General features: G+C 57.7%; 28 protein-coding genes. 15 read left to right on the top strand and 13 right to left on the bottom strand.

Annotated elements, in window-relative coordinates; genetic code table 11:
- Positions 1 to 39: 39 nt before the first annotated feature.
- Positions 40 to 648 (bottom strand): TetR family transcriptional regulator C-terminal domain-containing protein, encoded by a 609-nt coding sequence (locus GS630_RS08285; protein WP_171174593.1) that lies wholly within the window; start codon positions 646 to 648, stop codon positions 40 to 42.
- Positions 649 to 819: 171 nt separating this feature from the next.
- Between GS630_RS08285 and GS630_RS08280 the strand changes: the two genes are divergently transcribed.
- The 10 genes from GS630_RS08280 (at position 820) to GS630_RS08235 (ending at position 10154) form a co-directional block, all read left to right on the top strand.
- Positions 820 to 2070: a Zn-dependent hydrolase gene (locus GS630_RS08280; RefSeq protein ID WP_171711951.1), complete on the top strand. Its 1251-nt coding sequence runs from the start codon at positions 820 to 822 to the stop codon at positions 2068 to 2070.
- 92 nt (positions 2071 to 2162) lie between these two features.
- The gene (hydA, locus tag GS630_RS08275) at positions 2163 to 3617 is read left to right on the top strand and encodes a dihydropyrimidinase (protein ID WP_171174589.1); all 1455 of its coding nucleotides are present in this window, start codon (positions 2163 to 2165) and stop codon (positions 3615 to 3617) included.
- Between the two features lie 55 nt (positions 3618 to 3672).
- The gene (locus tag GS630_RS08270) at positions 3673 to 4470 is read left to right on the top strand and encodes an ABC transporter ATP-binding protein (RefSeq protein WP_171619237.1); all 798 of its coding nucleotides are present in this window, start codon (positions 3673 to 3675) and stop codon (positions 4468 to 4470) included.
- The gene (locus tag GS630_RS08265) at positions 4460 to 4903 is read left to right on the top strand and encodes a GNAT family N-acetyltransferase (protein ID WP_171174585.1); all 444 of its coding nucleotides are present in this window, start codon (positions 4460 to 4462) and stop codon (positions 4901 to 4903) included. The genes GS630_RS08270 and GS630_RS08265 overlap by 11 nt, the downstream gene beginning before the upstream one ends.
- Positions 4900 to 5817 (top strand): ABC transporter permease, encoded by a 918-nt coding sequence (locus GS630_RS08260; RefSeq protein WP_171619235.1) that lies wholly within the window; start codon positions 4900 to 4902, stop codon positions 5815 to 5817. Before GS630_RS08265 ends, GS630_RS08260 begins: the two co-directional genes overlap by 4 nt.
- Positions 5814 to 6659, top strand: a complete 846-nt coding sequence (locus GS630_RS08255) for an ABC transporter permease (RefSeq protein ID WP_171174581.1) — start codon at positions 5814 to 5816, stop codon at positions 6657 to 6659. The genes GS630_RS08260 and GS630_RS08255 overlap by 4 nt, the downstream gene beginning before the upstream one ends.
- A 63-nt stretch (positions 6660 to 6722) precedes the next feature.
- Positions 6723 to 7718 (top strand): ABC transporter substrate-binding protein, encoded by a 996-nt coding sequence (locus GS630_RS08250; protein ID WP_171174578.1) that lies wholly within the window; start codon positions 6723 to 6725, stop codon positions 7716 to 7718.
- Between the two features lie 158 nt (positions 7719 to 7876).
- A complete protein-coding gene (locus tag GS630_RS08245; RefSeq protein WP_171174576.1) occupies positions 7877 to 8590 on the top strand; it encodes an ABC transporter permease in 714 nt (237 codons plus the stop codon).
- A complete protein-coding gene (locus GS630_RS08240; protein ID WP_171237428.1) occupies positions 8583 to 9317 on the top strand; it encodes an ATP-binding cassette domain-containing protein in 735 nt (244 codons plus the stop codon). The genes GS630_RS08245 and GS630_RS08240 overlap by 8 nt, the downstream gene beginning before the upstream one ends.
- Positions 9318 to 9338: 21 nt before the next feature.
- The gene (locus GS630_RS08235) at positions 9339 to 10154 is read left to right on the top strand and encodes a substrate-binding domain-containing protein (RefSeq protein ID WP_171619233.1); all 816 of its coding nucleotides are present in this window, start codon (positions 9339 to 9341) and stop codon (positions 10152 to 10154) included.
- A gap of 64 nt (positions 10155 to 10218) precedes the next feature.
- On the opposite strand, the gene GS630_RS08230 is transcribed toward GS630_RS08235, so the two are convergent.
- From GS630_RS08230 to GS630_RS08190, 10 genes are all read right to left on the bottom strand, one after another.
- A complete protein-coding gene (locus GS630_RS08230; protein WP_171237430.1) occupies positions 10219 to 11091 on the bottom strand; it encodes a helix-turn-helix transcriptional regulator in 873 nt (290 codons plus the stop codon).
- Positions 11092 to 11217, bottom strand: coding sequence for a hypothetical protein (locus GS630_RS22505; RefSeq protein WP_256368496.1), 126 nt, complete (start codon positions 11215 to 11217; stop codon positions 11092 to 11094). It abuts the gene before it with no gap.
- A gap of 13 nt (positions 11218 to 11230) precedes the next feature.
- Positions 11231 to 12493, bottom strand: a complete 1263-nt coding sequence (locus tag GS630_RS08225) for a c-type cytochrome (protein WP_171237431.1) — start codon at positions 12491 to 12493, stop codon at positions 11231 to 11233.
- Positions 12494 to 13702, bottom strand: coding sequence for a formate dehydrogenase subunit gamma (locus GS630_RS08220; protein ID WP_171619231.1), 1209 nt, complete (start codon positions 13700 to 13702; stop codon positions 12494 to 12496). It lies immediately after the preceding gene.
- Between the two features lie 74 nt (positions 13703 to 13776).
- Complete coding sequence (gene fdh3B, locus GS630_RS08215; RefSeq protein ID WP_039530246.1) at positions 13777 to 14373, bottom strand: formate dehydrogenase FDH3 subunit beta; 597 nt, start codon at positions 14371 to 14373, stop codon at positions 13777 to 13779.
- A 16-nt stretch (positions 14374 to 14389) separates the two neighbouring features.
- Positions 14390 to 17284 carry a formate dehydrogenase subunit alpha gene (locus tag GS630_RS08210; protein WP_171619229.1) on the bottom strand — a complete coding sequence of 965 codons (2895 nt, stop codon included), beginning with the start codon at positions 17282 to 17284 and terminating at the stop codon, positions 14390 to 14392.
- A 133-nt stretch (positions 17285 to 17417) separates the two neighbouring features.
- Positions 17418 to 17606: a ubiquinol-cytochrome c reductase iron-sulfur subunit N-terminal domain-containing protein gene (locus tag GS630_RS08205; RefSeq protein ID WP_170376587.1), complete on the bottom strand. Its 189-nt coding sequence runs from the start codon at positions 17604 to 17606 to the stop codon at positions 17418 to 17420.
- A gap of 58 nt (positions 17607 to 17664) precedes the next feature.
- Positions 17665 to 18276: a molecular chaperone gene (locus tag GS630_RS08200; protein ID WP_171619227.1), complete on the bottom strand. Its 612-nt coding sequence runs from the start codon at positions 18274 to 18276 to the stop codon at positions 17665 to 17667.
- 3 nt (positions 18277 to 18279) lie between these two features.
- Positions 18280 to 18864 (bottom strand): DUF3306 domain-containing protein, encoded by a 585-nt coding sequence (locus GS630_RS08195; protein ID WP_171711949.1) that lies wholly within the window; start codon positions 18862 to 18864, stop codon positions 18280 to 18282.
- Positions 18861 to 19415, bottom strand: coding sequence for a DUF3305 domain-containing protein (locus GS630_RS08190; RefSeq protein WP_171619223.1), 555 nt, complete (start codon positions 19413 to 19415; stop codon positions 18861 to 18863). The genes GS630_RS08195 and GS630_RS08190 overlap by 4 nt, the downstream gene beginning before the upstream one ends.
- Before the next feature lie 263 nt (positions 19416 to 19678).
- On the opposite strand from GS630_RS08190, the gene GS630_RS08185 reads away from it, so the two are divergent.
- Entirely contained in the window at positions 19679 to 21631 is a 1953-nt protein-coding gene (locus tag GS630_RS08185; protein WP_171174555.1) for a 4Fe-4S binding protein, read from the top strand.
- Here the strand turns inward: GS630_RS08185 and GS630_RS08180 are convergent.
- A complete protein-coding gene (locus tag GS630_RS08180; protein ID WP_171619221.1) occupies positions 21625 to 22353 on the bottom strand; it encodes a hypothetical protein in 729 nt (242 codons plus the stop codon). The genes GS630_RS08185 and GS630_RS08180 overlap by 7 nt on opposite strands.
- Between GS630_RS08180 and GS630_RS08175 the strand changes: the two genes are divergently transcribed.
- The 4 genes from GS630_RS08175 to GS630_RS08160 are packed head-to-tail and all read left to right on the top strand — an operon-like array spanning position 22352 to position 24718.
- The gene (locus tag GS630_RS08175) at positions 22352 to 22489 is read left to right on the top strand and encodes a hypothetical protein (protein ID WP_171174551.1); all 138 of its coding nucleotides are present in this window, start codon (positions 22352 to 22354) and stop codon (positions 22487 to 22489) included. The two genes, GS630_RS08180 and GS630_RS08175, sit on opposite strands and share 2 nt — an antisense overlap.
- The gene (locus GS630_RS08170) at positions 22486 to 23547 is read left to right on the top strand and encodes an Mrp/NBP35 family ATP-binding protein (RefSeq protein WP_171174549.1); all 1062 of its coding nucleotides are present in this window, start codon (positions 22486 to 22488) and stop codon (positions 23545 to 23547) included. Before GS630_RS08175 ends, GS630_RS08170 begins: the two co-directional genes overlap by 4 nt.
- Positions 23544 to 24242, top strand: a complete 699-nt coding sequence (locus tag GS630_RS08165; RefSeq protein ID WP_171619219.1) for a biotin/lipoate--protein ligase family protein — start codon at positions 23544 to 23546, stop codon at positions 24240 to 24242. Before GS630_RS08170 ends, GS630_RS08165 begins: the two co-directional genes overlap by 4 nt.
- The gene (locus GS630_RS08160; protein ID WP_171174545.1) at positions 24239 to 24718 is read left to right on the top strand and encodes a DUF6505 family protein; all 480 of its coding nucleotides are present in this window, start codon (positions 24239 to 24241) and stop codon (positions 24716 to 24718) included. The genes GS630_RS08165 and GS630_RS08160 overlap by 4 nt, the downstream gene beginning before the upstream one ends.
- Here the strand turns inward: GS630_RS08160 and GS630_RS08155 are convergent.
- Positions 24715 to 25215 (bottom strand): flavin reductase family protein, encoded by a 501-nt coding sequence (locus GS630_RS08155; RefSeq protein ID WP_171174543.1) that lies wholly within the window; start codon positions 25213 to 25215, stop codon positions 24715 to 24717. The genes GS630_RS08160 and GS630_RS08155 overlap by 4 nt on opposite strands.
- Positions 25216 to 25275 lie beyond the last annotated feature (60 nt).

Genomic DNA, 25275 nt, shown 5'->3' with positions numbered 1-25275 from the left:
GGAAAGATCATCAAGGGGCCGTTCTTGCGGCCCCTTTTTTCAAGGGGTCAAAAGCTTTCGGTACAGGGTGTCCACAAAAGGGTCGGCCCCTTCAAACGGATCCTCTTCCCCCAAGATCGCACGCACCTGAACTTCGAAATCTGCGTAGTGCTGGGTCAGCGCCCAAATCGAAAACATCAGGTGATAGGGGTGCACCCGCGCGATTTTGCCCTGATCCATCCAGCGCGTCAGGATCACGGTTTTTTCGTCAACCAGTTCCTTGAGATCCTTGGACAAAGCCTCGTGGATACGTGGCGCGCCCTGAACCAGTTCATTGGCAAAAAGGCGGCTTTCGCGTGGTAACTCCTGACTCATTTGCAACTTGCGCCGAATATAGGCCAGGATTTCTTCCATCGGATCGCCATCCTCGTCCAGATCGTGCAAAGGGGCCAGCCAGGTTTCCAGAAGACCCGATAGCAGTTCAGTATGGATCGCCTCTTTCGAAGGGAAATAGTACAGCAGGTTTGGTTTGCTCAGTCCGGCTTCGGCGGCAATCTGATCCACGGTCGATCCGCGAAACCCGTGTGCTGAAAACACGTTCAGGGCGGCCTCGAGGATCGCAGCACGGTTCTTTTTCTGAATGCGAGTCGGTGCGCGGTCTTTCGGCATGTTTTCAGCGTGTCTCTTTTTTCGACTATAGGCGCGGAATTCAGTGAAAATTCAAGCTGTGCCGCGCAATTTCTTGACTGATCTCGAACCCGTGATAGCGTGAGTTTGACCAGATGGTCAAATCAAGACACCAAAAGCGAGCCAAATCGCAAGCAAACAGGGAAGATGAACATGGCAGCTCCGGCGCAGAATCTCAGGATCAATGGCGACAGGTTGTGGGACAGCCTGATGGAGATGGCCAAGATTGGCCCCGGTGTGGCCGGAGGTAACAACCGCCAAACCCTGACGGACGAGGACGCCGAAGGCCGTGCTTTGTTCCAGAAATGGTGCGAGGAAGCTGGGTGCTCCATGGGTTTGGACCAGATGGGCAATATGTTCGCCCACCGCGAAGGGGCGGACCCTGACGCGTTGCCGGTCTATGTCGGTTCGCATCTGGATACGCAGCCGACCGGCGGGAAGTATGACGGTGTCTTGGGTGTTCTGGGGGGGCTCGAGATCATCCGGACCCTCAACGATCTTGGGATCAAAACAAAGCATCCAATCGTGGCGACCAACTGGACCAATGAAGAAGGCACGCGATATGCGCCCGCCATGCTGTCTTCGGGCGTGTTTGCAGGAATGCACACGCAGGATTGGGCGTATGATCGCGAGGATGCCGAGGGCAAAAAGTTTGGGGATGAACTGAACCGCATTGGCTGGCGCGGCGATGAGGAAGTCGGCGCGCGAAAAATGCATGCGTTTTTTGAGCTGCATATCGAACAGGGCCCGATATTGGAGGCCGAGGGCAAGGATATTGGCGTTGTCACGCACGGGCAAGGGCTGAGCTGGACCCAAATCACCGTGACCGGCAAGGATGCCCATACCGGGTCAACCCCGATGCCGATGCGTAAGAACGCGGGCCTTGCGATGGCGCGTATTCTCGAGAAAGTGGACGAGATCGCGTGGTCTCATGCGCCGCACGCAGTGGGAGCGGCTGGTCATATCGATGTCCATCCGAACTCACGTAACGTGATCCCGGGAAAGGCAGTGTTTACGGTCGATTTCCGCTCGCCCGAATTGGATGTGATCACGGACATGGAGAACCGTCTGCGGGTGGCGGCCGAAGACATTGTGGAAGACATGGGCTTGCAGATCGAATTCGAAAAAGTTGGTGGATTCGATCCGGTGAAATTCGATGATAGTTGTGTGTCCGCCGTACGCAACGCGGCCGAGCGGTTGGGATATTCGCATACGGATATCATCTCGGGTGCGGGGCATGACGCCTGTTGGATCAACCGCGTGGCCCCGACCGCGATGATCATGTGCCCATGCGTGGACGGGTTAAGCCATAACGAGGCTGAAGAGATCAGCAAGGAATGGGCTTCGGCTGGGGCGGATGTTCTGTTGCACGCCGTCGTCGAGACGGCTGAAATCGTGGAATAGGGGGCTCTGCCCCCGTCGCCCGATGGGCGACTCCCCCGAGGTATTTTTAGCCAGATGAAGCAAGCGGCGCAGACCGCATCAGGGAGTTTGAAATGAGCACTGTTATCAAGAACGGAACCGTCGTCACTGCGGATTTGTCGTACAAAGCGGACGTGCTGGTCGAAGGTGGTGTGATCACTGAAATCGGAATGGATCTGAAGGGCGACAAGGAGTTGGACGCCACCGGCTGTTATGTGATGCCGGGTGGGATCGATCCTCATACTCACCTCGAGATGCCCTTTATGGGCACCTATTCCAGCGATGACTTCGAAAGCGGCACGCGTGCGGCTTTGGCTGGTGGCACAACAATGGTGGTGGATTTCGCTCTGCCCAACCCCGGTGAAAGTCTGCTGGATGCGTTGAAACGCTGGGACAACAAATCGACGCGTGCGAATTGTGATTATTCGTTCCATATGGCGGTCACCTGGTGGGGCGAGCAGGTGTTCAACGATATCAAGACTGTGATTGAGACGCGTGGCATCAACACGTTCAAGCATTTTATGGCCTATAAAGGCGCGCTGATGGTGAATGATGATGAGCTGTTTGCGTCGTTCAAGCGTCTGGCCGAATTGGGTGGAACCGCAATGGTTCATGCCGAAAACGGCGACGTTGTGGCCGAGTTGAGCGCCAAGCTGTTGGCTGAGGGCAATACAGGACCCGAAGCGCACGCCTATTCCCGTCCGCCGCAGGTCGAGGGTGAGGCTACCAATCGGGCCATCATGATTGCCGATATGGCCGGGGTTCCGCTTTATGTGGTGCATACTTCTTGCGAAGAGGCACATGAGGCTATTCGGCGCGCCAAGATGCAGGGCAAGCGGGTGTGGGGCGAACCACTGATCCAACATCTGACCCTGGATGAGAGCGAGTATTTCCATCACGACTGGGAACACGCTGCGCGGCGGGTCATGAGCCCTCCGTTCCGCAACAAGCAGCATCAGGACAGCCTGTGGAACGGTTTGCAATCTGGAACGCTGAGCGTTGTTGCGACGGACCATTGTGCGTTTACGACTGAGCAAAAACGTTATGGCGTAGGGGATTTCACCAAGATTCCGAACGGGACCGGAGGGTTGGAAGACCGAATGCCCATGCTGTGGACCTATGGTGTGAATACGGGACGACTGACGCCGAACGAATTTGTCGCTGTTACATCAACAAACATCGCCAAGATATTGAATTGCTACCCTAAAAAGGGTGCGGTTCTGGTCGGCGCTGATGCTGATCTGGTGGTTTGGGATCCAAACAAGGCCAAGGTGATTTCGGCTGAGACGCAGCAATCATCGATCGACTACAACGTCTTTGAGGGTAAGGAAGTGCGCGGGTTGCCGCGGTTCACGCTGACCCGTGGTGCGGTAGCGGTGCATGATGGAGAGATCAGGACTCAGGAAGGTCACGGGAAGTTTGTGGCGCGTGACGCCAACACCCATGTCCATAAGGCTCTGAGCACCTGGAAAGAGCTGACGGCACCACGGCCCGTTGAGCGGACGGGTATACCGGCCACCGGTGTTTGATCTGTTTGGGCCGCTTTGCAGGCGGCCCTGACACCACTCTTTTCAAGGCAAAGTAATGAACACTGAAAGCACGACCCAGCCCGTCATCCAGGCAAGGCAGCTGGACCTGACGTTCCAGACCAACGATGGGCCAGTTCACGCGCTCAAGGACGTGAACCTGACAATCGACAAGGGTGACTTTGTCAGTTTTATCGGGCCGTCCGGATGCGGCAAAACCACGTTTCTACGCTGTATCGCGGCGTTGGAAACACCTACGGGTGGCACGCTGACTGTAAATGACATGACCCCCGATGAGGCGCGTCGGAAACGGGCTTATGGGTATGTGTTTCAGGCGGCGGGTTTGTATCCGTGGCGTACCATTTCCAAGAACATCAAGTTGCCGCTTGAGATCATGGGATATTCCGCCGCCGAACAGGATGAGAGGGTGAATAAAGTCCTGGAACTCGTTGATCTTGCTGGCTTTGGGGGGAAGTTTCCCTGGCAACTATCCGGTGGGATGCAGCAACGCGCAAGCATCGCGCGGGCCTTGGCATTCGATGCCGACATCCTGCTGATGGACGAGCCGTTCGGCGCGTTGGATGAGATTGTGCGCGATCACCTGAATGAACAGCTTTTGGCGCTGTGGGCACGGACCGAGAAGACAATTGGCTTCGTGACACACTCGATCCCCGAGGCGGTGTATCTTAGTACCAAGATTGTGGTCATGAGCCCAAGACCGGGGCGGATCACGGATGTAATCGATAGCCCTTTACCCAGAGAACGGCAATTGGACATTCGTGACACGCCGGAATTCATCGAGGTCGCGCATCGCGTGAGGGATGGGCTGCGGGCGGGGCATTCCTATGACGACTGAACTGAACGCAGATAAGATCAGACGCGCCGTGCCAAGTGACGTCAAGTCCTGCGCCAAGGTCGTTCACGACTGGGCGACGCAAACAGATTGGATGCCCGAGGAATTGCCGGTGGAAGAACTGGCGAACCTGATCCGGGATGCATTCGAAAGTCGTGAGATCTGGGTCGCCGGTGATCCGGTCGATTGCTATATGTCGGTTGATCCCGAGCAGCAGAAGATTGGCGCGCTGTATTGCAGCCGAACGGGGCAAGGCATCGGCAAGCGGTTCATCGATATCGCCAAAGAGGGAAGAGGGTTTCTTTGGCTGACGACCCACAGGCCCAACACCGCGGCGCAGCGCTTTTACCGCCGCGAAGGGTTTGAAGTGACCGTAGAGGAGCCTCCGGTACCGCCAGACACTGTGCCCGTCTATCGCATGGAGTGGCACGCATGAAGCAGGTCGTTGCCATACTCACAGTTGTCGCTGTAATCGCCCTGATTTGGTACGCGGCTTGTGTTCCGATGAATATCAAAGGTGTTCTGAGTGAGCTTGAGCGTGGCGGGGCCGAGGTTCAGCCGCCCACTGCAAGCGCGCGCCGCGACTTGGGCGAGTTTGGGCTGGTGGTAAACAACACGTTTGCGATCCCCGCCGCGTGGGAAAAGAAAAAACCCCGTTTGCCTTCGCCCCATCAGGTCGTGATTGAATTGTGGGAAACGACTGTCGAGAAGAAAATCACCTCGAAACGATCGTTGATCTATCATGGTTGGGTGACGCTCAGCGCGACGATGCTTGGCTTTGTGATCGGCACGGGGTTGGGCATCTTGCTGGCTGTGGGGATCGTTCATAGCCGCGTGATGGATTTGTCTGTCATGCCATGGGCCATTGTGAGCCAGACGATCCCCATTATTGCACTGGCACCAATGATCATTGTTGTCCTGTATTCGGTTGGCGTTCAGGGGATAATCCCCAAGGCCATCATATCGGCTTACCTTAGCTTTTTCCCGGTTGTCGTTGGTATGGTCAAAGGGCTGCGCAGCCCCGATGCGATGCAACTGGACCTGTTGCAAACCTATAATGCCAGCCGGTCGCAAGGCTTTTGGAAACTGCGCTTGCCTGCGTCGATGCCTTACCTTTTCACGTCGTTGAAAATCGGTATCGCGGCGTCTTTGGTCGGCGCAATCGTGGGGGAACTGCCGACAGGGGCCGTCGCCGGGCTGGGTGCTCGTTTGCTGGCTGGCAGTTACTATGGCCAGACGGTGCAGATTTGGTCGGCCTTGTTCGCGGCCGCCATTCTGGCTGCCTGTCTGGTTGGATTGCTCGGATTGGTTGAGCGGATGGTCCTGAAGCGGATGGGGATGGCGCAATGATGTTGGTTATCTTTGCTCTGCTGCTGTGGGCTTTTGGCTGGTGGTTGAACAGCCGCCTGGCCAGTGGACCGCAGGCGGACAGTCGGATCGTACGCTTTCTGGCGCCGGTGATTTTCGGGCTGACCGTCGTAGGTGCGTGGGAGCTGTTGGTGCGCGGACTAGAGGTTCCGTTGGTCATCCTGCCAGCACCTTCCGCCATCGCGCTGCGCTTTGCCGGTAGCCTTGACATTCTGTGGGCGGATTTTGTTCAGACAATTCTGAAAGGTGCGCTCAGCGGATATGTCATCGGCTGTGGATCGGCATTTCTTATGGCCATTGCTGTGGATCGGTGGGACTTCCTGCGCCTCGGTCTTTTGCCTGTGGGGAATTTCGTAGCAGCTCTACCCATCGTTGGAACGGCGCCGATCCTGGTCATGTGGTTCGGGTTTGATTGGCATTCCAAAGCGGCGGTGGTCGTTGTGATGGTGTTCTTTCCGATGCTGGTCAACACCGTGGCCGGGTTGCGTGAAGCCACGGCGATGCAGCGCGATCTGATGGAGACTTATGCCGCAACCTATTGGCAGAGTTTTGTGAAACTGCGTTTGCCTGCGGCGATGCCTTTCATTTTCAATGGGTTGAAGATTTCAACAACTTTGGCTTTGATCGGAGCCATTGTGGCAGAGTTCTTTGGCTCGCCAATCGTGGGGATGGGCTTTCGGATTTCTACCAGCGTAGGCCAGCTGTCGCTTGATATGGTCTGGGCCGAGATCGTGGTGGCAGCGCTTGCCGGCACCGCCTTTTATGGCCTCGTCGCAGGCATCGAGAAGGTCGTGACGTTTTGGCATCCGTCACAACGTGGATAAGAAAAGGAATAATTCAACAGACCTCGAAAACGGGGCAACCAAAAGCAACTAGGAGATATGAAGATGAACAAGCTACTTAGCGGGGCGGTTGCCGCCTTCAGTTTGGCAGCCACTACGGCGCTTGCGGCGGACGAAGTGACGTTGCAGTTGAAATGGGTCGGGCAGGCGCAATTTGCTGGCTACTTTGTAGCAGAAGCGAAAGGTTTCTACGACGAAGAAGGGCTTGATGTCACAATCAAACCGGGCGGTCCGGACATCGCACCGGAACAGGTTATTGCTGGAGGTGGTGCCGACGTCATCACCACTTGGATGGCCGCTGGTTTGGCTGCGCGTGAACGCGGTGTTCCGCTGGTAAACATTGCACAGCCGTTCAAAACCGGAGGGCTTCAGGTCAACTGCCTGAAGTCCACCGGCGTTGAAACGCCCGAGGATTTCCCCGGCCGCACCATGGGTGTTTGGTTCTTTGGCAATGAGTATCCCTTCTATGCCTGGATGGCGTCCTTGGGCATCGAAACGGATGGCGCGGACGAGAACGGGGTTACTGTTCTAAAACAGGCGTTTTCCGCAGATCCCCTGATTCAGGGGCAGGCGGATTGCATCTCCACCATGACGTACAACGAGTACCGCCAGATCCTTCAGGCCGGTATCACGCCCGAAGAGCTGGTGACTTTCAACTATCTTCAGATGGGTTTTGGGATGCTCGAGGACGGCCTGTATGTCATGGAAGAGAACCTGAGTGATCCTGAATTTGTCGACAAGATGGAACGGTTCGTTCGTGCCTCGATGAAGGGCTGGAAATATGCAGCTGAAAATCAGGAAGAGGCCGCCGAAATCGTGCTGGAATTCGATGAGACCGGCGCGCAGGAGCTGGACCATCAGGTTTACATGATGGGTGAGGTCGCAAAACTGATTGAAGGATCAGACGGTGCGCTGGATCCCGCTGACTACGAGCAGACAGTGAAAACACTGCTCTCGGCCGTTTCTGCAGAGAACCCGGCAATTACCAAGCAGCCCGAAGGTGCCTGGACGCACCAGATCACGGATGCAGCCTTGAACTGATCCAAGTTGTCAATCCGAACAATTTCAACGCGGTCCCGATTGGGGCCGCGTTTCATATTTCCTATGCCGGATTTGTGTCTGTACTCATTCGAAAAACAGAGTAGTATTTATCTGAAAATAAACGCATTTCGTACGAAACGCAGGCATCACGGTAGAAAATGCAAAGTTTTGCATCAGAATTCAACTCTGCAATTTCTCTGATCCTGCATGGGGACTCAGAGCTTTGGGCGATTGTGCTGTTGTCTCTGAAGGTTTCACTGTTTGCCGTGCTGATTTCCGCGCTGATTGGGATGCCTGTGGGGGCTGCTTTGGCCGTTGCCCGGTTTCCTGGAAGACGCATTTTGATCGTGCTGATGAATGCACTGATGGGGTTCCCGCCCGTGGTCGTGGGCCTGCTGGTCTATCTGATGCTGTCCCGTTCAGGCCCTTTGGGTGTACTGCAACTTTTGTACACGCCGACTGCGATGATTATCGCGCAAGTGGTGCTGGTCACACCAATCGTCGCGGCATTGACGCGGCAGGTGATCGAGATGCTGGCCGAGGAGTATTCGGAACAGTTGCGATCCCTAGGCGTGTCCAGGCTGGCTTCGGTTCCGGTTTTGTTGTGGGACGCAAGGCTGGCCTTGGTTACGGCCTTGCTGGCAGGCTTCGGACGCGCCATCGCCGAGGTTGGCGCGGTGATCATTGTCGGGGGCAACATCAACCACGTGACGCGCGTGATGACCACAACCATCGCGTTGGAAACTTCAAAGGGAAACCTCGCATTGGCGTTGGCATTGGGGGCGATCCTGATCGGGATTGCTGTGGCGGTGAACGCAATGGTCAGCGCCGTAAGCTTGAAGGCCGAGCAAGAGGGGTTGCGCCATGCGTGATGGCATCTGCAACTTGGTGAGCCGCCTTGAGGTCAAAGATCTTCGGATTCGCAGCAAAGGCCGTTCGTTGCTGGATGTGCCGTCGCTGGTTCTGGATGGTCCCGGACCAACCCTCATCCTTGGTCCGAACGGCGCAGGCAAAAGCCTGCTGTTGCGTTGTTTGCATGGTCTGATCGCACCGGATCGTGGGCGCGTCGTCCAGGACGGACTTCCGCTGAGCACGGCACAAAAGGCGCGCCAGGCTATGGTGTTCCAGCAACCGGTTTTGTTGCGTCGTTCGGTCTCTGCAAATCTGGACTTTGTTCTAAAGCGTCAGAGTATGGGGCGCACAGACAGAAAAAAACGCATCGCCGAATTGCTGGTCGAAGGGGGGCTGGACGGCAAGGCGCGACAGCCGGCTCGCTCACTTTCCGGGGGTGAGGCGCAGCGGCTGGCAATCCTGCGCGCCCTGGCGACTGAGCCCGAAACTCTGTTTCTGGATGAACCGACCAGTGCCCTGGACCCGAGCGCCACACAAATGATCGAGCGGATGATCCGGCGCGCCTCGGCACGTGGGGTGCGGATCGTTATGGTGACACATGACATCGGACAGGCGCGACGTTTGGCTGCGGATATTGTCATGATGCAGGGCGGTCAAGTGGTAGAACATGGGCCCGCGAAACAGGTATTGGATGCCCCCGAAAGCGAAGCATCGCGTCGCTATCTGGCGGGTGGGTTGGTTACTTAATAAGAAAAGACGGAGAACATGATGTTCCGGGCATTTATTCGGGCAGCAGCAGTTGCACTTGGCCTATCGGCAGGGGGGGTTTCAGCAGAAACGCCGTTCATTGTTGTTCAATCCACGACATCGACGCAGAATTCTGGACTGTTGGAACACATATTGCCGTGGTTCGAGGCTGAGTCTGGCATAGATGTGCGCGTTGTCGCGGTTGGAACAGGTCAGGCCATTCGCAATGCAGTCAACGGGGACGGGGACGTTCTGCTGGTCCACGCCAAACCAGCCGAAGAGAAATTTGTCGCGGACGGCTGGGGCGTTGAGCGAAAAGACCTGATGTATAACGATTTTGTTCTGGTCGGCCCAAAATCTGACCCGGCCGGTATTCGTGGAGGCACCGATATACTGGTTGCTCTGACGGCCATTGCAGAGGCCGAAGCCCCTTTTGCATCGCGTGGCGATGACAGTGGGACGCATAAGGCCGAGCTGGGCCATTGGTCGTCTGCCGGGCTTGATCCAAAGGGTGCTTCCGGCACGTGGTATCGTGAAACCGGATCGGGTATGGGCGCGACCCTGAACGTGGCCGGGGGCATGGACGCCTATACACTTACAGACCGGGCCACGTGGCTGTCTTTTGGCAACAGAGGCAATCTAGAGGTGTTGGTCGAAGGCGATCCGCGCCTGTTTAATCAATACGGTGTGATCCTTGTGAACCCGGAAAAGCACCAACATGTGCGGGCGGCATCCGGTCAACGCTTTATCGACTGGTTGACGGGGCCGGACGGGCAGGAGGCGATCGCGTCCTTCAGGCTGGAGGGACAGCAGGTGTTTTTCCCCAATGCCCAATAAGTTGGCCTGCAGCCAACACCTGCGGGGCGAGTATTTCTGAAAAGATGAAGCGGTTGGCGGAGGATCAGCCGCTGGCACCATTGTGATGGATCGTACCGAGGCCCGACAGGTCATAACCGCCGAATTCGCGGGCCCGTTGTGTGAAATGATCCGAGCGTAGCAGCGACATCAGTTTTTGCATCGGCGGATCGAAAAACGATCTGCGCCAGATCGCCAGGTCAAGCCTTTCGGAATGGGTGGGGACAAAGCCGAGGTTGTACAGCCCGGCCAAGGCACCCAGTCCAAAGCCTGCTTCGGCCTTTTGATCGTGCAGGGCAATGGCCAGCTCTTCCTCGGTGCGTGCGCGGCCGGGAAAAATGTTAAAATCGTCGTAAGTTAGGTCATGTGCTTCAAGTTGCGCATTGAACAAGTGCTGGCTGGCTGCACTGTCTTGCCGCAGGATGATGCGTCGCGATTTGAGGTCCTGGAACGATCTGATGTCCAATGCGCCCGGTGCCAGTAACAAACCGCGTTCTCGACGGGCGACTTCATAGAGGATCACCGGGGCTTCGCCCAATGAGTCGCGCAGGGATTTGGTATTGAACCCTCCGTCCTCGTGGATGTGCAGCACAGCGGCCTGCGCGCTGCGCTCGCTCAATCGTGTCAATCCGTCGAAAGAGCCATCATAATACGTTGCCAGCCCCGATCCGCTTTCGCGCAATGCCCAGTCCAGAAGGGGATCATGGCTGCCAGCAACGATCGGGGGCAGGGGCGGTTCCGCCACTTGAGGCCCAGACCGTGACGCGTTGAGCCAGGCGATGATCTCGGCCCGTGGGAACAAAAGCTTGCCCATGGCGCGCACACAAGGCACCTCGCCGGATGAGGCAAGGTCATAGGCTTTACGCTCGCCAATGCGCAAAAGATCGGCCAGTTCGCGGGTGGTCAGGTATTGAGACATTCAGTCCAGGCGCACCGCAGAACCAGATGTGCTGTCCGCGGCGCTGAACCCGATCTGGTCCAACGTCGTCGGGGCTGCAACTGTAATCACGACCATCGCGACAACCGCGGCTAAAAAGGCTTTCATAGTCTCCTCCGGTTCAGTTCTGGTCGTCCGTCGCACGGCGCAGAAAAGCGATCAGGTCGTCCCGGTCCTGCTGTTCTGTAATCCGTTGCATCGGCATCTTCGACCCCGGAATGTAATGATCCGGCCCCTTATCGAAAAGGGCATTTATTGTTTGTTCATTCCAAACAATATCAGAGTCTTGCAGCGTATCCGAGTACAAATATCCCGGCAGCGATCCGGCGGGTCGCCCAAAGATACCGTGCAGTGTTGGACCCGCCCGACGTTCGCTTTCGGGTGTCAGGCTGTGGCAGATCGAGCATTTGCGGGCGAATTGACGTTCGCCATTCTCCATTTCGTCGGGATCTTTCAGAAAACTGGGCTCGGTCGAAGCCATTTGCTGTTGATCCGACAGCGCACCCACGGGCCAGCTGTACATCGCCGCGTCTATGCCCCCTGCATGGATGTTCTGGCCATCATCAGAGAATGACAGCGCCCAGACCGGTCCGCGCAGCGTTGCGCGGAAATCCTGCGTGATGCGCCATTCGGTCGTGTCGATCATCATGATATAGCCTTCGCCGTCACCGACCGCCAAAAGGCTTCGGTCCGGGCTGAGCGCAAGGGCCAGGATCGGGCGGCGGTCCAGAGTGAAGTCGCGTTCTTCACCGGTTGTCAGATCGAGGATGCGCGTCACCCCGTCCACCGCGCCATAGGCGATCCAGTTTTCCTGCGCGTTGAAAATCAATTCGTTGATGCCAAATCCGTGCTCAACCAGCCGGTCCGTTTCTTCGCCGGTTGCGACATCCCACACGCGTAAGGACCCATCGACGCCAGCGGAAAAAAGCTTTGATCCATCCGGTGAAAAAGTGACCGCATTCACGCCACTGCCCGTGGGGCCGAACAGGGCGGGGGCAGTGCCATCGACGGGCCATAATCCGATTGTTCCGTCCCAACTGGCCGTTGCGACATGCGTTTTTGAGGCAGCCACAGAAACGATCTTGCCTTTGTGTTGGCCGACGATCTCTCCGCCCGGCCAGCGGCGGAGGGTAAAATCGTCTCCGGCGGAATAAATTGCTGTACCGTTGAAGACGACCGCGTTGACGGCTGCTTCGTGACCTTCCAGCCATTCGGGTGTCTGGTCCGACCATAGCCCGACAGAATTGTCGAAACTGGCTGTTGCGATCCGTCCATCAGGGGCCGTTGCGATACCCATGATCGGCCCGCCATGACCTTTGAGCGTGAAGAACTCCGCCCATGCGGGCAGGGGGATCAACGCACAGGCAAGGATCAGCCAGCGCATCTATTCGGCGGGTGAGGCCGCTGCCTTGCCAGCCTCTTTTTCCTGCACCTCTTCCAGCCACAACGAGTGGTGTTCGCGCGCCCATTGCTCTTCGACTTCACCAGTACCCATTGCATCAAACGCGCCCTCCATCCCGACCGAGCCGAGGTAGATATGCGCGATGATGATGGCGATGAAGACATAAGCGACCATCACGTGCCAGACTTGGGCGTATTGCATCTCTTCCTGAGGCGACATTTGCACGGGCAGGTTCAGACCAAGCGCCTGTGGAATGCCGGTGGCATTGGCAACCGAGAAGGTCTTGGCGAACATCGGCAATTCAAACGGAAACAGCAGCGACAGGCCGGACAGGCTGATCGAGACTCCCAGCAGTATGCAGGCCCAGAAGATGATTTTTTGACCTGCGTTGAATTTCTTGGCGGGTGGGTGGCTGTTTTTGCTGAATAAACCCCCACCGGCAGCCAGCCATTTCAGGTCTGTGCGGTTGGGGATGTTATGGGCAATCCAATTCACCGTGATGATGATCAGCCCCAGCATGAAGGCCCATGCCAGATTGTTGTGAAGCCATTTGCAGCCTTGCGCGATGGTTGCGAAACCTTCCTTGCCGAAGATCGGAATCAGGAAGTCGCGGCCATAGAGTGTCAGCAGGCCGGTGATCGCAAGCACGATGAATGATCCTGCAAACAGCCAATGCCCGAAACGTTCAAAACTGGTGAAGCGCAGAACGGTACGGCCGGTCTTTTCTCCGTCGATGCGAATCTTGCCTCGGATCAGGAAAAACAGAACGATGATGGCCAGCATTCCAGCGATGATGTAACCGCCATATTCGCGTAACGGCCCTGTGCGGAATTCCCACCACCAAATGCCGCCGTCTTGGATCAGCACACTGTCGGCAGGTCCGCGCGAGGACACGGTGACGTCCGCCGAGCCAAAGCGCAGCGCGCGGTATACATCACTGTCGGACGATACGCCGCTGGGTCCAAACTGGCCCAGAAGGCCTTCGACATTGCCTTGGCCAGTGTTTTCCGAGCGATAGGTGTTATCTACTTTTTCGCCGCGTTGACGCGCTTGAATATCCTCAAGCGTGGTCGCACCACCGGTCGAGGCGCGCTCATTCGTGGTGGCTGGTTCCCCAGCTTCGTTTGTTTGCGCAACGGTGGCCTGTGCCAGCCCAATGGTGAACAGCAATGCGATGAGTAAGCGGAACATCTGAACCTCGGTCAAAATCCCTGATCAGGCGACCCACGGATGCGGGTCGCCTGTTTGGTTCATCAAAGACGGTCCTAGCCGTCTTTCTGGTCGTAGGCGGTGCCCCAACCCCATGCGCCGGACCCGAAGCCACGGGCGACAACACGCTCGCGGTAGATGGCCGACACAACGTCGCCGTCACCAGCGAGCAGGGCCTTGGTGGAACACATTTCGGCGCAGATGGGCAGTTTGCCCTCGGCGATCCGGTTGCGACCATATTTGGCGAACTCTGCGGTCGAGTGCGTTTCCTCGGGACCACCAGCGCAGAAGGTACATTTGTCCATCTTTCCACGCGATCCGAAGTTGCCCGCCTGCGGGTATTGCGGCGCGCCGAACGGGCACGCGTAGAAGCAATAACCACAACCAATGCACAGGTCCTTGGAGTGTAGTACGACCCCTTCTTCATTCTGATAGAAGCAGTCGACCGGGCACACCGCCATGCAGGGCGCATCCGAGCAATGCATACAGGCCACCGAAATCGAGCGTTCGCCCGGGTCACCGTCATTGATCGTTACCACCCTGCGGCGGTTCACGCCCCACGGCACCTCGTGTTCGTTCTTACACGCGGTGACGCAGGCATTGCACTCGATGCAGCGTTCGGCGTCGCAGAGAAACTTTGCTCTTGCTGCCATGTTCTCTTCTCCTCCCTTACGCTGACCAGATTTTGCAAAGAGTCGCTTTGGTCTCTTGCATCTGGGTCACGGAATCATAGCCATAGGTCTGGGCGGTGTTGGTACTTTCACCCAGCACATAGGGATCGGCACCTTTCGGGTATTTCTCCCTCAGGTCCTCGCCCTGGAAATGGCCGCCAAAGTGGAACGGCATGAAGGCCACGCCGGCACCGACCCTGTTGGTCAGCATCGCCATCACCTTGACCTTGCCGCCTTCAGGACCTTCGACCCAGACCTGTGATCCGTCGCGAATACCAAGGTTGTTGGCATCGCGTGGATTGATCTCGACGAACATGTCCTGCTGAAGCTCGGCCAGCCACGGGTTCGACCGTGTTTCATCCCCGCCGCCTTCATATTCGACCAGACGACCTGACGTTAGGATTATCGGGTAATCCTTTGAAAAGTCGTTCTTCTGAATCGAAGCATAAAGGGTGGGCAGGCGATATGCGTGCCGGTCCTCGTAGGTCGGATAGTCCTCCACCAGGTCGCGCCGGTTCGTATAAAGCGGCTCGCGATGCAGTGGGATCGGATCCGGGAAGGTCCAGACAACCGCGCGGGCTTTGGCGTTCCCGAAGGGCGCACAGCCATGCTCGATCGCGACCCTCTGGATACCGCCGGACAGGTCGGTTTTCCAGTTGGTCTCTGGTCCCGCAACGGCGTCGATGGCTGCGCGTTCCTCGGCCGTCAGATCGCCATCCCAACCAAGGTCCATCAGCATCTGCATCGTGAACTCGGGATATCCATCCTGAATTTCCGATCCAACGCTATAGACCCCTTCGGCCAACAGGTTGTCGCCATCCCGCTCCACGCCAAAGCGCGCACGGAAGGTCAGGCCACCTTCGGCCACCGGTTTGGACATGTCATAGAGGTTTGGTGTCCCCGTATGACCCATCTCCGGTGTTCCCCAGCAGGGCCAGGGCAGACCGTAATATTCGCCGTCGTTGGGCCCACCAATGGCTTGCAGCGTGGTTCTGTCGAACGTGTGCTGGTTGGCCATATGGCTTTTCAAACGTTCTGGCGATTGACCGGTATATCCGATGGTCCAGAGACCCGCGTTGAACTCACGCGTGATGCTTTCAACATTGGGGGTTTCCGGATCGTCCATCTCGATATTGCGGAACAACCGATCCGCCCAGCCAAACTTGTTGGCGAACTTGGCCATAATGACCTCGTCCGGCAGGCTTTCGAACAGCGGTTCAACCACCTTGTCGCGCCATTGTAGCGACCGGTTCGATGCCGTGACCGAGCCACGGGTTTCGAACTGCGTACAGGCGGGCAACAGGTAGACGCCATCGGTGCGGTCATGCAGCACGGCCGAGACGGTGGGATACGGGTCGATCACGACCAGCATGTCCAGCTTCTCCATCGCCGTCTTCATTTCCGTCATGCGGGTCTGCGAGTTGGGCGCGTGGCCCCACAGAACCATGGCGCGGACATTGTTGTCCTGATCCATGTTGGCCGGGTCTTCCAGAACACCGTCGATCCAGCGGGAGACCGGGATGCCGCGCTCGTTCTGAAGCGGTTTATCCTTGCCTTCCTTGTCCTTGATCGTGGCGAACTGGCCCGCCAGCCATTCGGGATCTTCACCCCAGACACGAGCCCAATGACCCCATGCACCCTTGGACAGGCCGTAATAGCCAGGCAGGGTGTGGGACAGAACACCAAGGTCCGTTGCGCCCTGCACGTTGTCATGACCACGGAAGATGTTGGTGCCACCCCCCGAAGTGCCCATGTTGCCCAAAGCAAGCTGGAGCACGCAGTAAGCGCGGGTGTTGTTGTTGCCGTTGGTATGCTGCGTACCACCCATACACCAGATCACGGTGCCGGGACGGTTGTTGACCATGGTACGGGCAACGCGCTTGAGCTGCGAGCCGGGCACGCCGGTTACACGCTCGGTCTCTTCCGGGTTCCAATTGGCAACCTCGGTGCGAATCTGGTCCATTCCCCAGACACGGGTGCGGATGAACTCTTTGTCCTCCCAACCATTGTCGAAGATGTGCCACAGAATGCCCCAGATCAGAGCAACGTCTGTGCCGGGACGGAAGCGGACATATTCATCCGCATGCGCCGCGGTGCGCGTAAAGCGCGGGTCGCAGACGATCAGCGGTGCGTTGTTCTGCTCTTTCGCGCGCAGAACGTGCAGCAGCGAGACAGGGTGCGCCTCGGCCGGGTTGCCGCCGATGATGAAGATGGCCCGTGAGTTGTGGATGTCATTGTACGAATTGGTCATGGCGCCGTAGCCCCATGTATTCGCAACACCCGCAACAGTGGTGGAGTGGCAGATACGGGCCTGGTGGTCCACATTGTTCGTGCCCCAGTAGGCGGCGAACTTGCGGAACAGATAGGCCTGTTCGTTATTGTGCTTGGCTGAGCCCAGCCAATACACGCTGTCCGGCCCGGATTCCTGACGGATGTTCATCATGCCGTCGCCGATCTCGTTGATCGCCTCTTCCCAGCTGATGCGCTTCCACTCTCCGCCTTCCTTTTTCATGGGATATTTCAGACGACGTTCGCCATGGGCGTGCTCGCGGACGGAGGCCCCCTTGGCACAGTGTGCACCCAGGTTGAACGGGCTGTCCCAGCCGGGTTCCTGCCCGATCCAGACGCCGTTCTGCACTTCGGCAACAACGGTACAGCCGACCGAACAGTGGGTGCATACGGATTTGATATTCTCAACGGCGGTGTTGGCCGCTGTTTGGGCGCTGGCAGGCGTCACGGTTCCACCCGTGGCGCTGATCGCGGCAAGGCCGCCGATCGTCAGGCCCGAGCCACGCAGGAATGCGCGGCGATCGACGGTTTTCTCGCCGATCTGGGACAGGATACTTGTCCGCTGGGGGCGTCTCGCAACCCCGTTGGTCTTTTTCCTAAGCATTGTTTTCCTCCCTTGCTCGCCATGAGGATCACGGCTGGCTTGGTAACTGCGAAACCGACTTCAGGGCCAATCGCAACCGTCAGTCGGGTAAGTGACATCGTCCGGCTGGTACGCCGGGCGCAGTCGAGGCGGCTTAGAAGCGCGCGCTTTCCAGATAGGCGCGGGTATGCGCTGTATCCTGCATGCGGGTTTCATCCGTCGGCAGCTCGGCTGCTTCGGCTTGACCGCTCAGGCTGGCGGCGGCAACGGCAGCAGGCGCTGCGGTTCCGGCCAGTTTGAGGAAGTCGCGGCGCGTTGCGCCTTCTTCCTTGGTCTTGCTCATGGGCTTCTCCTCTCCCATTTGCGATTTAGCGCCAATTCAGACGCTGGCGAGTGGCGGGTTATGCCGCCGTCATTCGGAAGGCCTCGCGTTCGATTTCCATGAACACTCGACCGGCGGTGCCGACCGAGGCATAGAGAACCGACGCTTCGGCGGCTTCCAAATCCGAATAGAAATGCGCGGCCCAGGGGCCGATATGTTTGTTCCAGAACGCTTTTTGATCTTCCAGTGTGGCCGGTGATCCGAAGCGACCCACGATCATCCCGGCCATCATTTCCATAAGCGAGGCGATATTGTCTTCGGGTTCAAACACGTTTTGCGCACGGGTGATCCCGCGTACAGCCATGTCATTGCGCAATTGCGCCAGAGGTTTTTCGTTCAGGAACCCGGTCAGATAAAAACTGGCGTAAGGCAGCAAATCGCCACGTCCCAAACCAATGAATAGCGCGTTGAACTCACGCTCGGCAGCGGCGGGCTTGGTCACCTTGGCAACACGCGCCATAGCCTGAATGGCTTGGCCCAGATCAGTGTCGTCTCCGCTCAGCCCCGACATCTGGTCCAGAAGCAACTGATCAGGCGGGCCGGCCAAAAGCAAACCCAGAAAATTGTAAAAATCCGCGCGCAGCCGGTCTTCGGCTGAAATGTCTAAAGTCTGCGCGTTATCTGCGGTCATGGGTTATCCTTCGAATTCAAATCTCATGCGGCGCGGGGACGGGGGCAGTTCGACCTCTTCCTGCGTGTAGGCTTCGGCCAAATCCACTTCAGGTGTTGTGGGGGCGGCTTCTGTTTCTTCCATGGCGACCGAGGGTTCGGACATTGGTTCATCCTCCGAGGGGGTTTCCTCTTCGGTGTCGTCTTCACTTGCGGCCAAGGCCTCGACATGGGCCAGCATCCCTTTGCCCACCTGGTAGGCGGTCTGAAGGTTTTCGATCACACAAGCTGCGTCGGTATAGTCTTCGCCGTAATCAACCAGACCGTCCACGTTGGCCAGAACCGGATTCAGTCGCCACAACCGGCGCAAGGCCCGGCGACGCAACCGATCAGGCACCGCCTTGGCCATGAACCCCGTGACATCGTCGCCCGCCTGTAATTTATCCGGGTCAGGCAGGTTTAACTCGGCCAGAATGTCGGCGTCAGTCTTTTCTTCCAGTTCGGCGTGTTGTGCGGCTATGACGTGTTCTTCTGCCGCTATGACCTCAGCCTCGGCTTCTGCCTGTACGGCGGCCTTGCGACGGGACCAGAAATCGCGCGCCTGGGTCATTGCACAAGCCTCCGAGGTGCGCGGTAGACATCCGAGGCCTGTCTGATCCGTGGGTCGCCCTTGCCGTCCTCGACCAAATCCGTGCGTTTCTTGTCGCGGCGGCGCTTGATGAAAACTTCGTCTTTATGATGTTTGAGCGCGAAATCCCGCACCCAGGCAATCAGCCCTTCGGTCATGGGGATCTTTTCGACGATCTCTTCACCTGTGTCGGCATAGTCCTGCCCCTCAAAAGGCGAGGCCGTGATAAGCACCGCGTTCAAAGGGACGTCCCCCTTCAATTCATCCCGCAACACCAGATAAAGCGAGGGTTGTCCGTCTGACAGGTTGACCATGTAGGCTTCGGTCTCATCCGCCCAAAGGGTCAGGGGCAGGGTGGCTGCATGGTATTCAACCGCATCGCCTTCACGACGCAATTCCTGCCAATCGGCAGGACCAGCACCCGGCAAAACGGCTATGGCACGCCAACTCCATCGGGCCCAACGTGTGATCCCGGGTTTCTTGCGCACGATGACGCCAACTGGCATTTCGATCTGGCTTGCGGCCTTGGCCACTGGCTCCTCCCCGAAAGGCTCTCCCCTGCCTTTGCATGAACACTATGGTACACATTGTGTCTTTGTGCCAAGCCTGTGTCCTTAGACTTTGGTCGTATGTTTTGGTCGCAACTGCGTGAACGGAGCCGAAAACGCGTTTGTTTCCTTCGATTTTCTGCGCGAATGAGGGGTAAATAACTGCGCACGGCAGGGGGTTGAAGTTGCCGGGATGTGCGTACAGCCTAAGGTTCATGGGATGGGGAGAGCATCCCGCGGGAGGGAAAATGGGCACCAAACTACTGCTATGCGATTGCGCAGGAACTCAGGAATTGGATCCCGACAGGATCGAAAGCGCCTGTGGTGTTAGTTGTTCTAAGGTGCATACAGCGCTTTGCACGACCCAACTGCAATCTGCTGCCGAACTGATGCAAGACGGAGATACCGTGATCGCCTGCCTGCAAGAGCAGGACGTGTTCCAGTCCCTTGCCGAAGATTTGGATATCGACGTGCCTGGCTTCTTCGACCTACGCGACCGTGCGGGTTGGTCTGAACAGGGTACGGATGCAACGCCAAAGATGGCTGCACTGGCGGCTGAGGCGCTGTTGCCGCAGCCCGTCACACCCAGCGTCGATGTTATCAGCGAAGGAACTTGTTTCATCGTTGGCCCCGGCGCGGTGGGTTTTGATCTGGCTGAGAAGTTGGTGGGAACTTTGGCCGTGACTGTTCTGGCTACGGATCAGGCAGAGCCGACCTCGCGCGCTTTCGATGTGGTACGCGGACGGGTGAAGTCCGTGTCAGGGGCGCTGGGCGGGTTTTCACTGCGTCTGGACGCCGTGCAACAGGTCGTGCCGGGCGGGCGTGGTGCCTTTGCCTGGACCGAGCCCAGGAACGGAGCACAATCTGCCTGCGACATTATTCTGGACCTGACAGGCGGCGCGCCGTTCGTCCAGGCCCCCAACAAGCGCGAAGGGTATCTGAGGGCTGATCCAAAAGACGTGGTGGCCGTTGAACGCCTGGCTTTTGAGGCCATTCAGCTTGTTGGTACCTTTGAAAAGCCTTTGTACGTGAGATTGGAAGAATCCTTGTGTGCGCATTCACGGGCGGAACAGGTGGGTTGTACAAACTGTCTGGATATCTGCCCGACCGGGGCGATAACACCAGCGGGTGAGCATGTGAGCATCGACCCGATGGTATGTGCCGGATGCGGTGCGTGTGCCGCACTGTGTCCGTCGACGGCGATCACTTACGAGGATCCGACCGTTTCGGCGCTGTTGTCCCGGATGCACGTCCTGGCGCGCACCTATCGACGAGCAGGAGGGGCCGCGCCCCGGCTTTTGATTCATGATGCGCATGGGGCAGAGATGATCCGGTTGGCTGCGCGCTTTGGTCGTGGTTTGCCTTCGGATGTTATCCCGCTGGAACTAAATGTTATATCCGGTTTTGGCCACGCCGAGATGCTTGCCGCTTTGGCGCATGGTTTTGTCCGTGTGGATGTATTGCTTGCACCCACAACCGAACGGGATTCGCTGGACCACGAGATTGCTCTGGCGCGCGCGATCGCAGGCGCTGATGGGATTGGACTGATTGATGAGGCTGATCCGGACGCCATGTCTGATCTGCTCTATGGTCAAGACGTGCCGCAACCTTTGGCCGAACCGGTTCTTCCATTGGGGAACCGTCGACAGATCACACGCTTGGCCGCGCAGGCGCTAAATCCGCAGGCAGACACTCCATTGCCACTGCCCGATAACGCGCCCTATGGTGCGGTTGCGGTGAACACGGACAGTTGCACCCTGTGCCTCAGCTGTGTGTCGCTGTGTCCATCAGGGGCTTTGATCGACAATCCGGACAAGCCGCAGCTGAACTTTCAGCAGGATGCCTGCCTGCAATGCGGAATGTGCAAGACGATCTGCCCCGAAGAGGCAATCACTTTGGTTCCACAGCTTGATCTGAGCGATGCGGCCCTGTCCCAGCAGGTACTCAACGAAGAAGAACCTTTCGCTTGTGTTGAATGCGGTGCGTTGTTTGGGGTGAAATCCACTGTGGAGCGGATCATGGAAAAGCTTTCGGGCACACACCCGATGTTTGCCAGTTCGGATCAGGCGCGGATGATCCAGATGTGCGACAATTGCCGGGTTAAGGTGCAGTTTCAGCAGCAGGACAATCCCTTCCAGTCAAAGCCTAAACCACGGGTCGTTACGACTGACGATTATTATTCAGATAGAAAAGATCATTGAAGCTGCAGCGGAGCCCCCAAATCTGCGGCTTTCATCCGCGAGACAAACGCGAGGATTGCATCGAGATCGTCCAGAGTCATCTCAACAGGATGGATCGGAGAAGGGCGCTCGGGGTCAAATGGCGGCGTCAGTCCGTCGATCTGTGTAAACGCAGGATGGGGGTTGAGAGCAAAGAAAGCCTCGAACCGTTCGGACCAGTCCGGCATCGCGCGCAGGACGGCAAACGATGGGGTCGAGCCCAGCCCGTTCATTCGGTTTTTGGGTCCGATCACATGGCATCGTCCGCAATGGGTCATCGACAGTTCTTCGCCAAGCACGGAATTACCGTCAACGGTTTCCTCCGACTCAGTGACCGTCAGATCGAAGCTGGCGGTAAAGGGCGCGCCTTGTGCTGGCGCAAAACTTTCAACGGTGCGCTTTCCAATATCCGAACGCAGCCAATCGCGAAAGCGGGCCTGCCGCTTATTGTCTTCGATGGTCAGATGGTAGATCACATCATCGCGGGCAAAGACCGGATCGCCGGGCGGAGCGGGATTCAGGACCATAACACCTGTGTCATCCGCAATAACGCGAATCCCGGTCTTGAGAGAGAAGCGAGGAAGAATATGTTGCAACAGACCCGAGTCTTTCACCTCGGCCGGGGCCGCAAGGCCAATCGCCTCCTGAGACAAGGAGGGGGTGGCAGAGAACGTGAGGCTCAGGCACAAGAGGACAAAGCGCATGGCTCAGCCTAACGGGGCAGGGCGCGGTGCGTCAAATAAACTGAAAGAGACGGAGACACATGCAATGAGCGGCGACCAGAATTTGGTGACACGCACGCCCCTGTCACACGGGCATATCGAAGGGGGCAAGGCATGAGTGTTCGTGACGCGGTTCTGGCGAACCTGAAAAAGATCACTGACCCGGTGTCTGGTCAAGATATTGTCAGCGCAGGTATCGTGCGTGCGCTGAATGTCGAAGGTGATACCGTACGATTTGTGCTTGAGATTGATCCAAAGCACGCGGAAAAGATGGAGCCCGTGCGAGCGACGGCCGAGAAAGCCGCGCAGATGGTCGCCGGTGTGGCCAATGTATCGGCGATGATGACCGCGCATTCCGACAAGGCTCCGCCGGATCTGAAACCGAAACCCAAACCGTCGCAAACCGGGCCGCAGGCCGTTCCGGGTGTTGATCGGATTATTGCTGTTGCTTCGGGTAAGGGCGGTGTCGGTAAGTCCACTGTCTCTGCAAACCTTGCCTGTGCGCTGGCCGCTGAAGGACGGCGCGTCGGTCTGCTGGATGCGGATGTTTACGGTCCGTCGCAGCCCCGGATGCTGGGTGTGTCCGGTCGCCCGGCCAGCCCCGATGGCAAAACCATTCTGCCTTTGCGCAATCACGGCGTGACCATGATGTCCATGGGGTTGATGACCAACGAAGGTCAGGCTGTTGTCTGGCGTGGACCCATGTTGATGGGCGCATTGCAACAGATGATGGGGCAGGTGCAGTGGGGCGCGTTGGACGTTCTGATCGTCGACCTTCCACCGGGAACGGGCGATGTGCAGCTGACGCTGAGCCAGAAGTTCCAGGTGGACGGTGCCATCGTGGTCTCAACCCCGCAGGACGTGGCTTTGATCGACGCCCGCAAGGGGATCGATATGTTCAATCAGCTCAAAACCCCGATCGTGGGCATGATCGAAAACATGTCGACCCATATCTGCTCCAACTGCGGGCACGAAGAACATGTGTTTGGTCATGGCGGTGTTGCGTCCGAGGCGGAATCTCTGGGTGTACCGCTGCTGGGTGAAATCCCACTGCATCTGGACATCCGCGTGGCCGCTGACGGAGGCGCGCCCATCGTGGTCAGCAAGCCCGATAGTCCACAGGCCGAGTCGTTCCGCAAGATCGCACGCGACCTGATCTCAAACGGTTTCGCATGAGCCAGCCGGTCTTTCCCCCTTTGTTGACGGGTCACCCGGTTCAGGGTGGGGAAGACCCGTTTGACATGGCGCAGGCAATGGCCGCGCTGGGATGCGACGCGGGAACGGTCGTTTACAACATTCAGGCCGACCGTCTGCGCGTTGCCATCGTCTTTGCGCCTGAGGTGCCGTTGCAGGACGCGATGGCAATGCTGCCACTGTGTGCCGTAGGGTTTCAGAACGCGCTGGGCGCTCTAGCCCCGCCAGAGGTTGCTGTGCATTTGGGCTGGGACGGATTGATCTGCGTGAATGGCGCAAAATGCGGGAAGTTTCGGGTGACCTCTTCGGATGTATCCGCTGATCAGGAGCCGGACTGGTTGATCGTAGGTTGGGAACTGGCGCTGCTGCAAACCAGCGAGGCCCCGGGTGAAACACCAGATGTCACCGCGCTTTACGACGAGGGATGTGCAGACGTATCCGCCACACAATTGGTAGAAAGCTGGTCGCGTCATACTTTGACCTGGCTGAACCGCTGGCAGGAAGATGGTAACGCGCCGCTGCACGCTGAATGGATGGGTTTGCTGCGCGGTGTAGGAGATCCGCTGGATCATGGCGGTGTTTTTTTGGGTACGGATGAACGGTTTGGAATGTTGATCCGGGACGGATCCGAAACGCACCTGCGTCCCCTGACCGAAGTGTTGGAGAACGGAAGATGAAACTGGCCCGAGCAATTCACTTCGACGAAAGCGACATGAACGTGTTTCATTCTCCGGCGCGCACCGGGGAATGGTGTGTGTCTGGCGGGTTCGAGTTCTCGAATTGGAGCGATGCAGATCTTGAAGGCAAGGCGCGTCAGGCCTTTGCGAATGGCTGGCTGGGTCTTGAAACCTTTGGCCGCGTGACATTTGTGGCCGTGACGCAGATCGAACCGGCAGAGAAAGATCAGATCGCCCGCAATCTGGCCGACCATTTTGTGCAGTTCTATGGTGCGCCTTCAGTTGAGGCTGCGCTTGGCGTGGCGCAGGCGGAAGTCGATCATATGTCAGAGCTGTGCGAAGATCATGCGCCCAACACGCTGTTGACCGTGGCCAGAGAACTGTCTGAAACTGGCGTGCACGAAGCCTATCGTGTGATCACGCCGCAGGATGCGCAGCTTGAGGCTTTGGCAGTTCATGGATCCCTCGACGACTAGATCAGATCGACAAATCCGCCGAACTGGCCGCGTTTGAAGATCAAGCCTTTGCCGGTGCGGTACATTACCTGTTCCACTTGTCCCACGATGATCAGATGATCACCGGCATCATGACGGGCGTGCAAACGGCAATCGAACCGCGCCAAACATTGGGTCAATTGCGGGCGACCGGTCTCATCCTCAGTCCAATCTGCATGTGAGAAGTCTGTGCCGTCACGCGCAAAGAGCAGCGCCTGCTCTTGCTGATCCTGTGCCATCACATGAATCGAATAGTGTTCGCAGCTGCTGAAAGCGTCGAAACGGAACGATTCCTTGGCCAGACACCACAACACCAGCGGAGGGTCCAATGAGACCGAGGCAAAGGAATTCACGGTGATCGCGCGCGGTCCACCTTCGGTTTGCGTGGTAATCACAGTGACACCGGTGCCAAAACACCCCAGGGCCTCGCGAAAGGCCGGGCTTTGTTCCGGGGTGGGTATGAAAGTCTTTTCGGTCATTGCGCGCGTATTCCTTGGCCGCGCATCAGGTGCCACGCGAGGCTCGGATTGTCCATGAAA

The organism is Ruegeria sp. HKCCD7303 (assembly GCF_013111185.1).
GTDB lineage: Bacteria > Pseudomonadota > Alphaproteobacteria > Rhodobacterales > Rhodobacteraceae > Ruegeria.
Note: the sequence above shows the minus strand (reverse complement) of the source record. Positions and strands in the feature narration are given on the sequence as shown.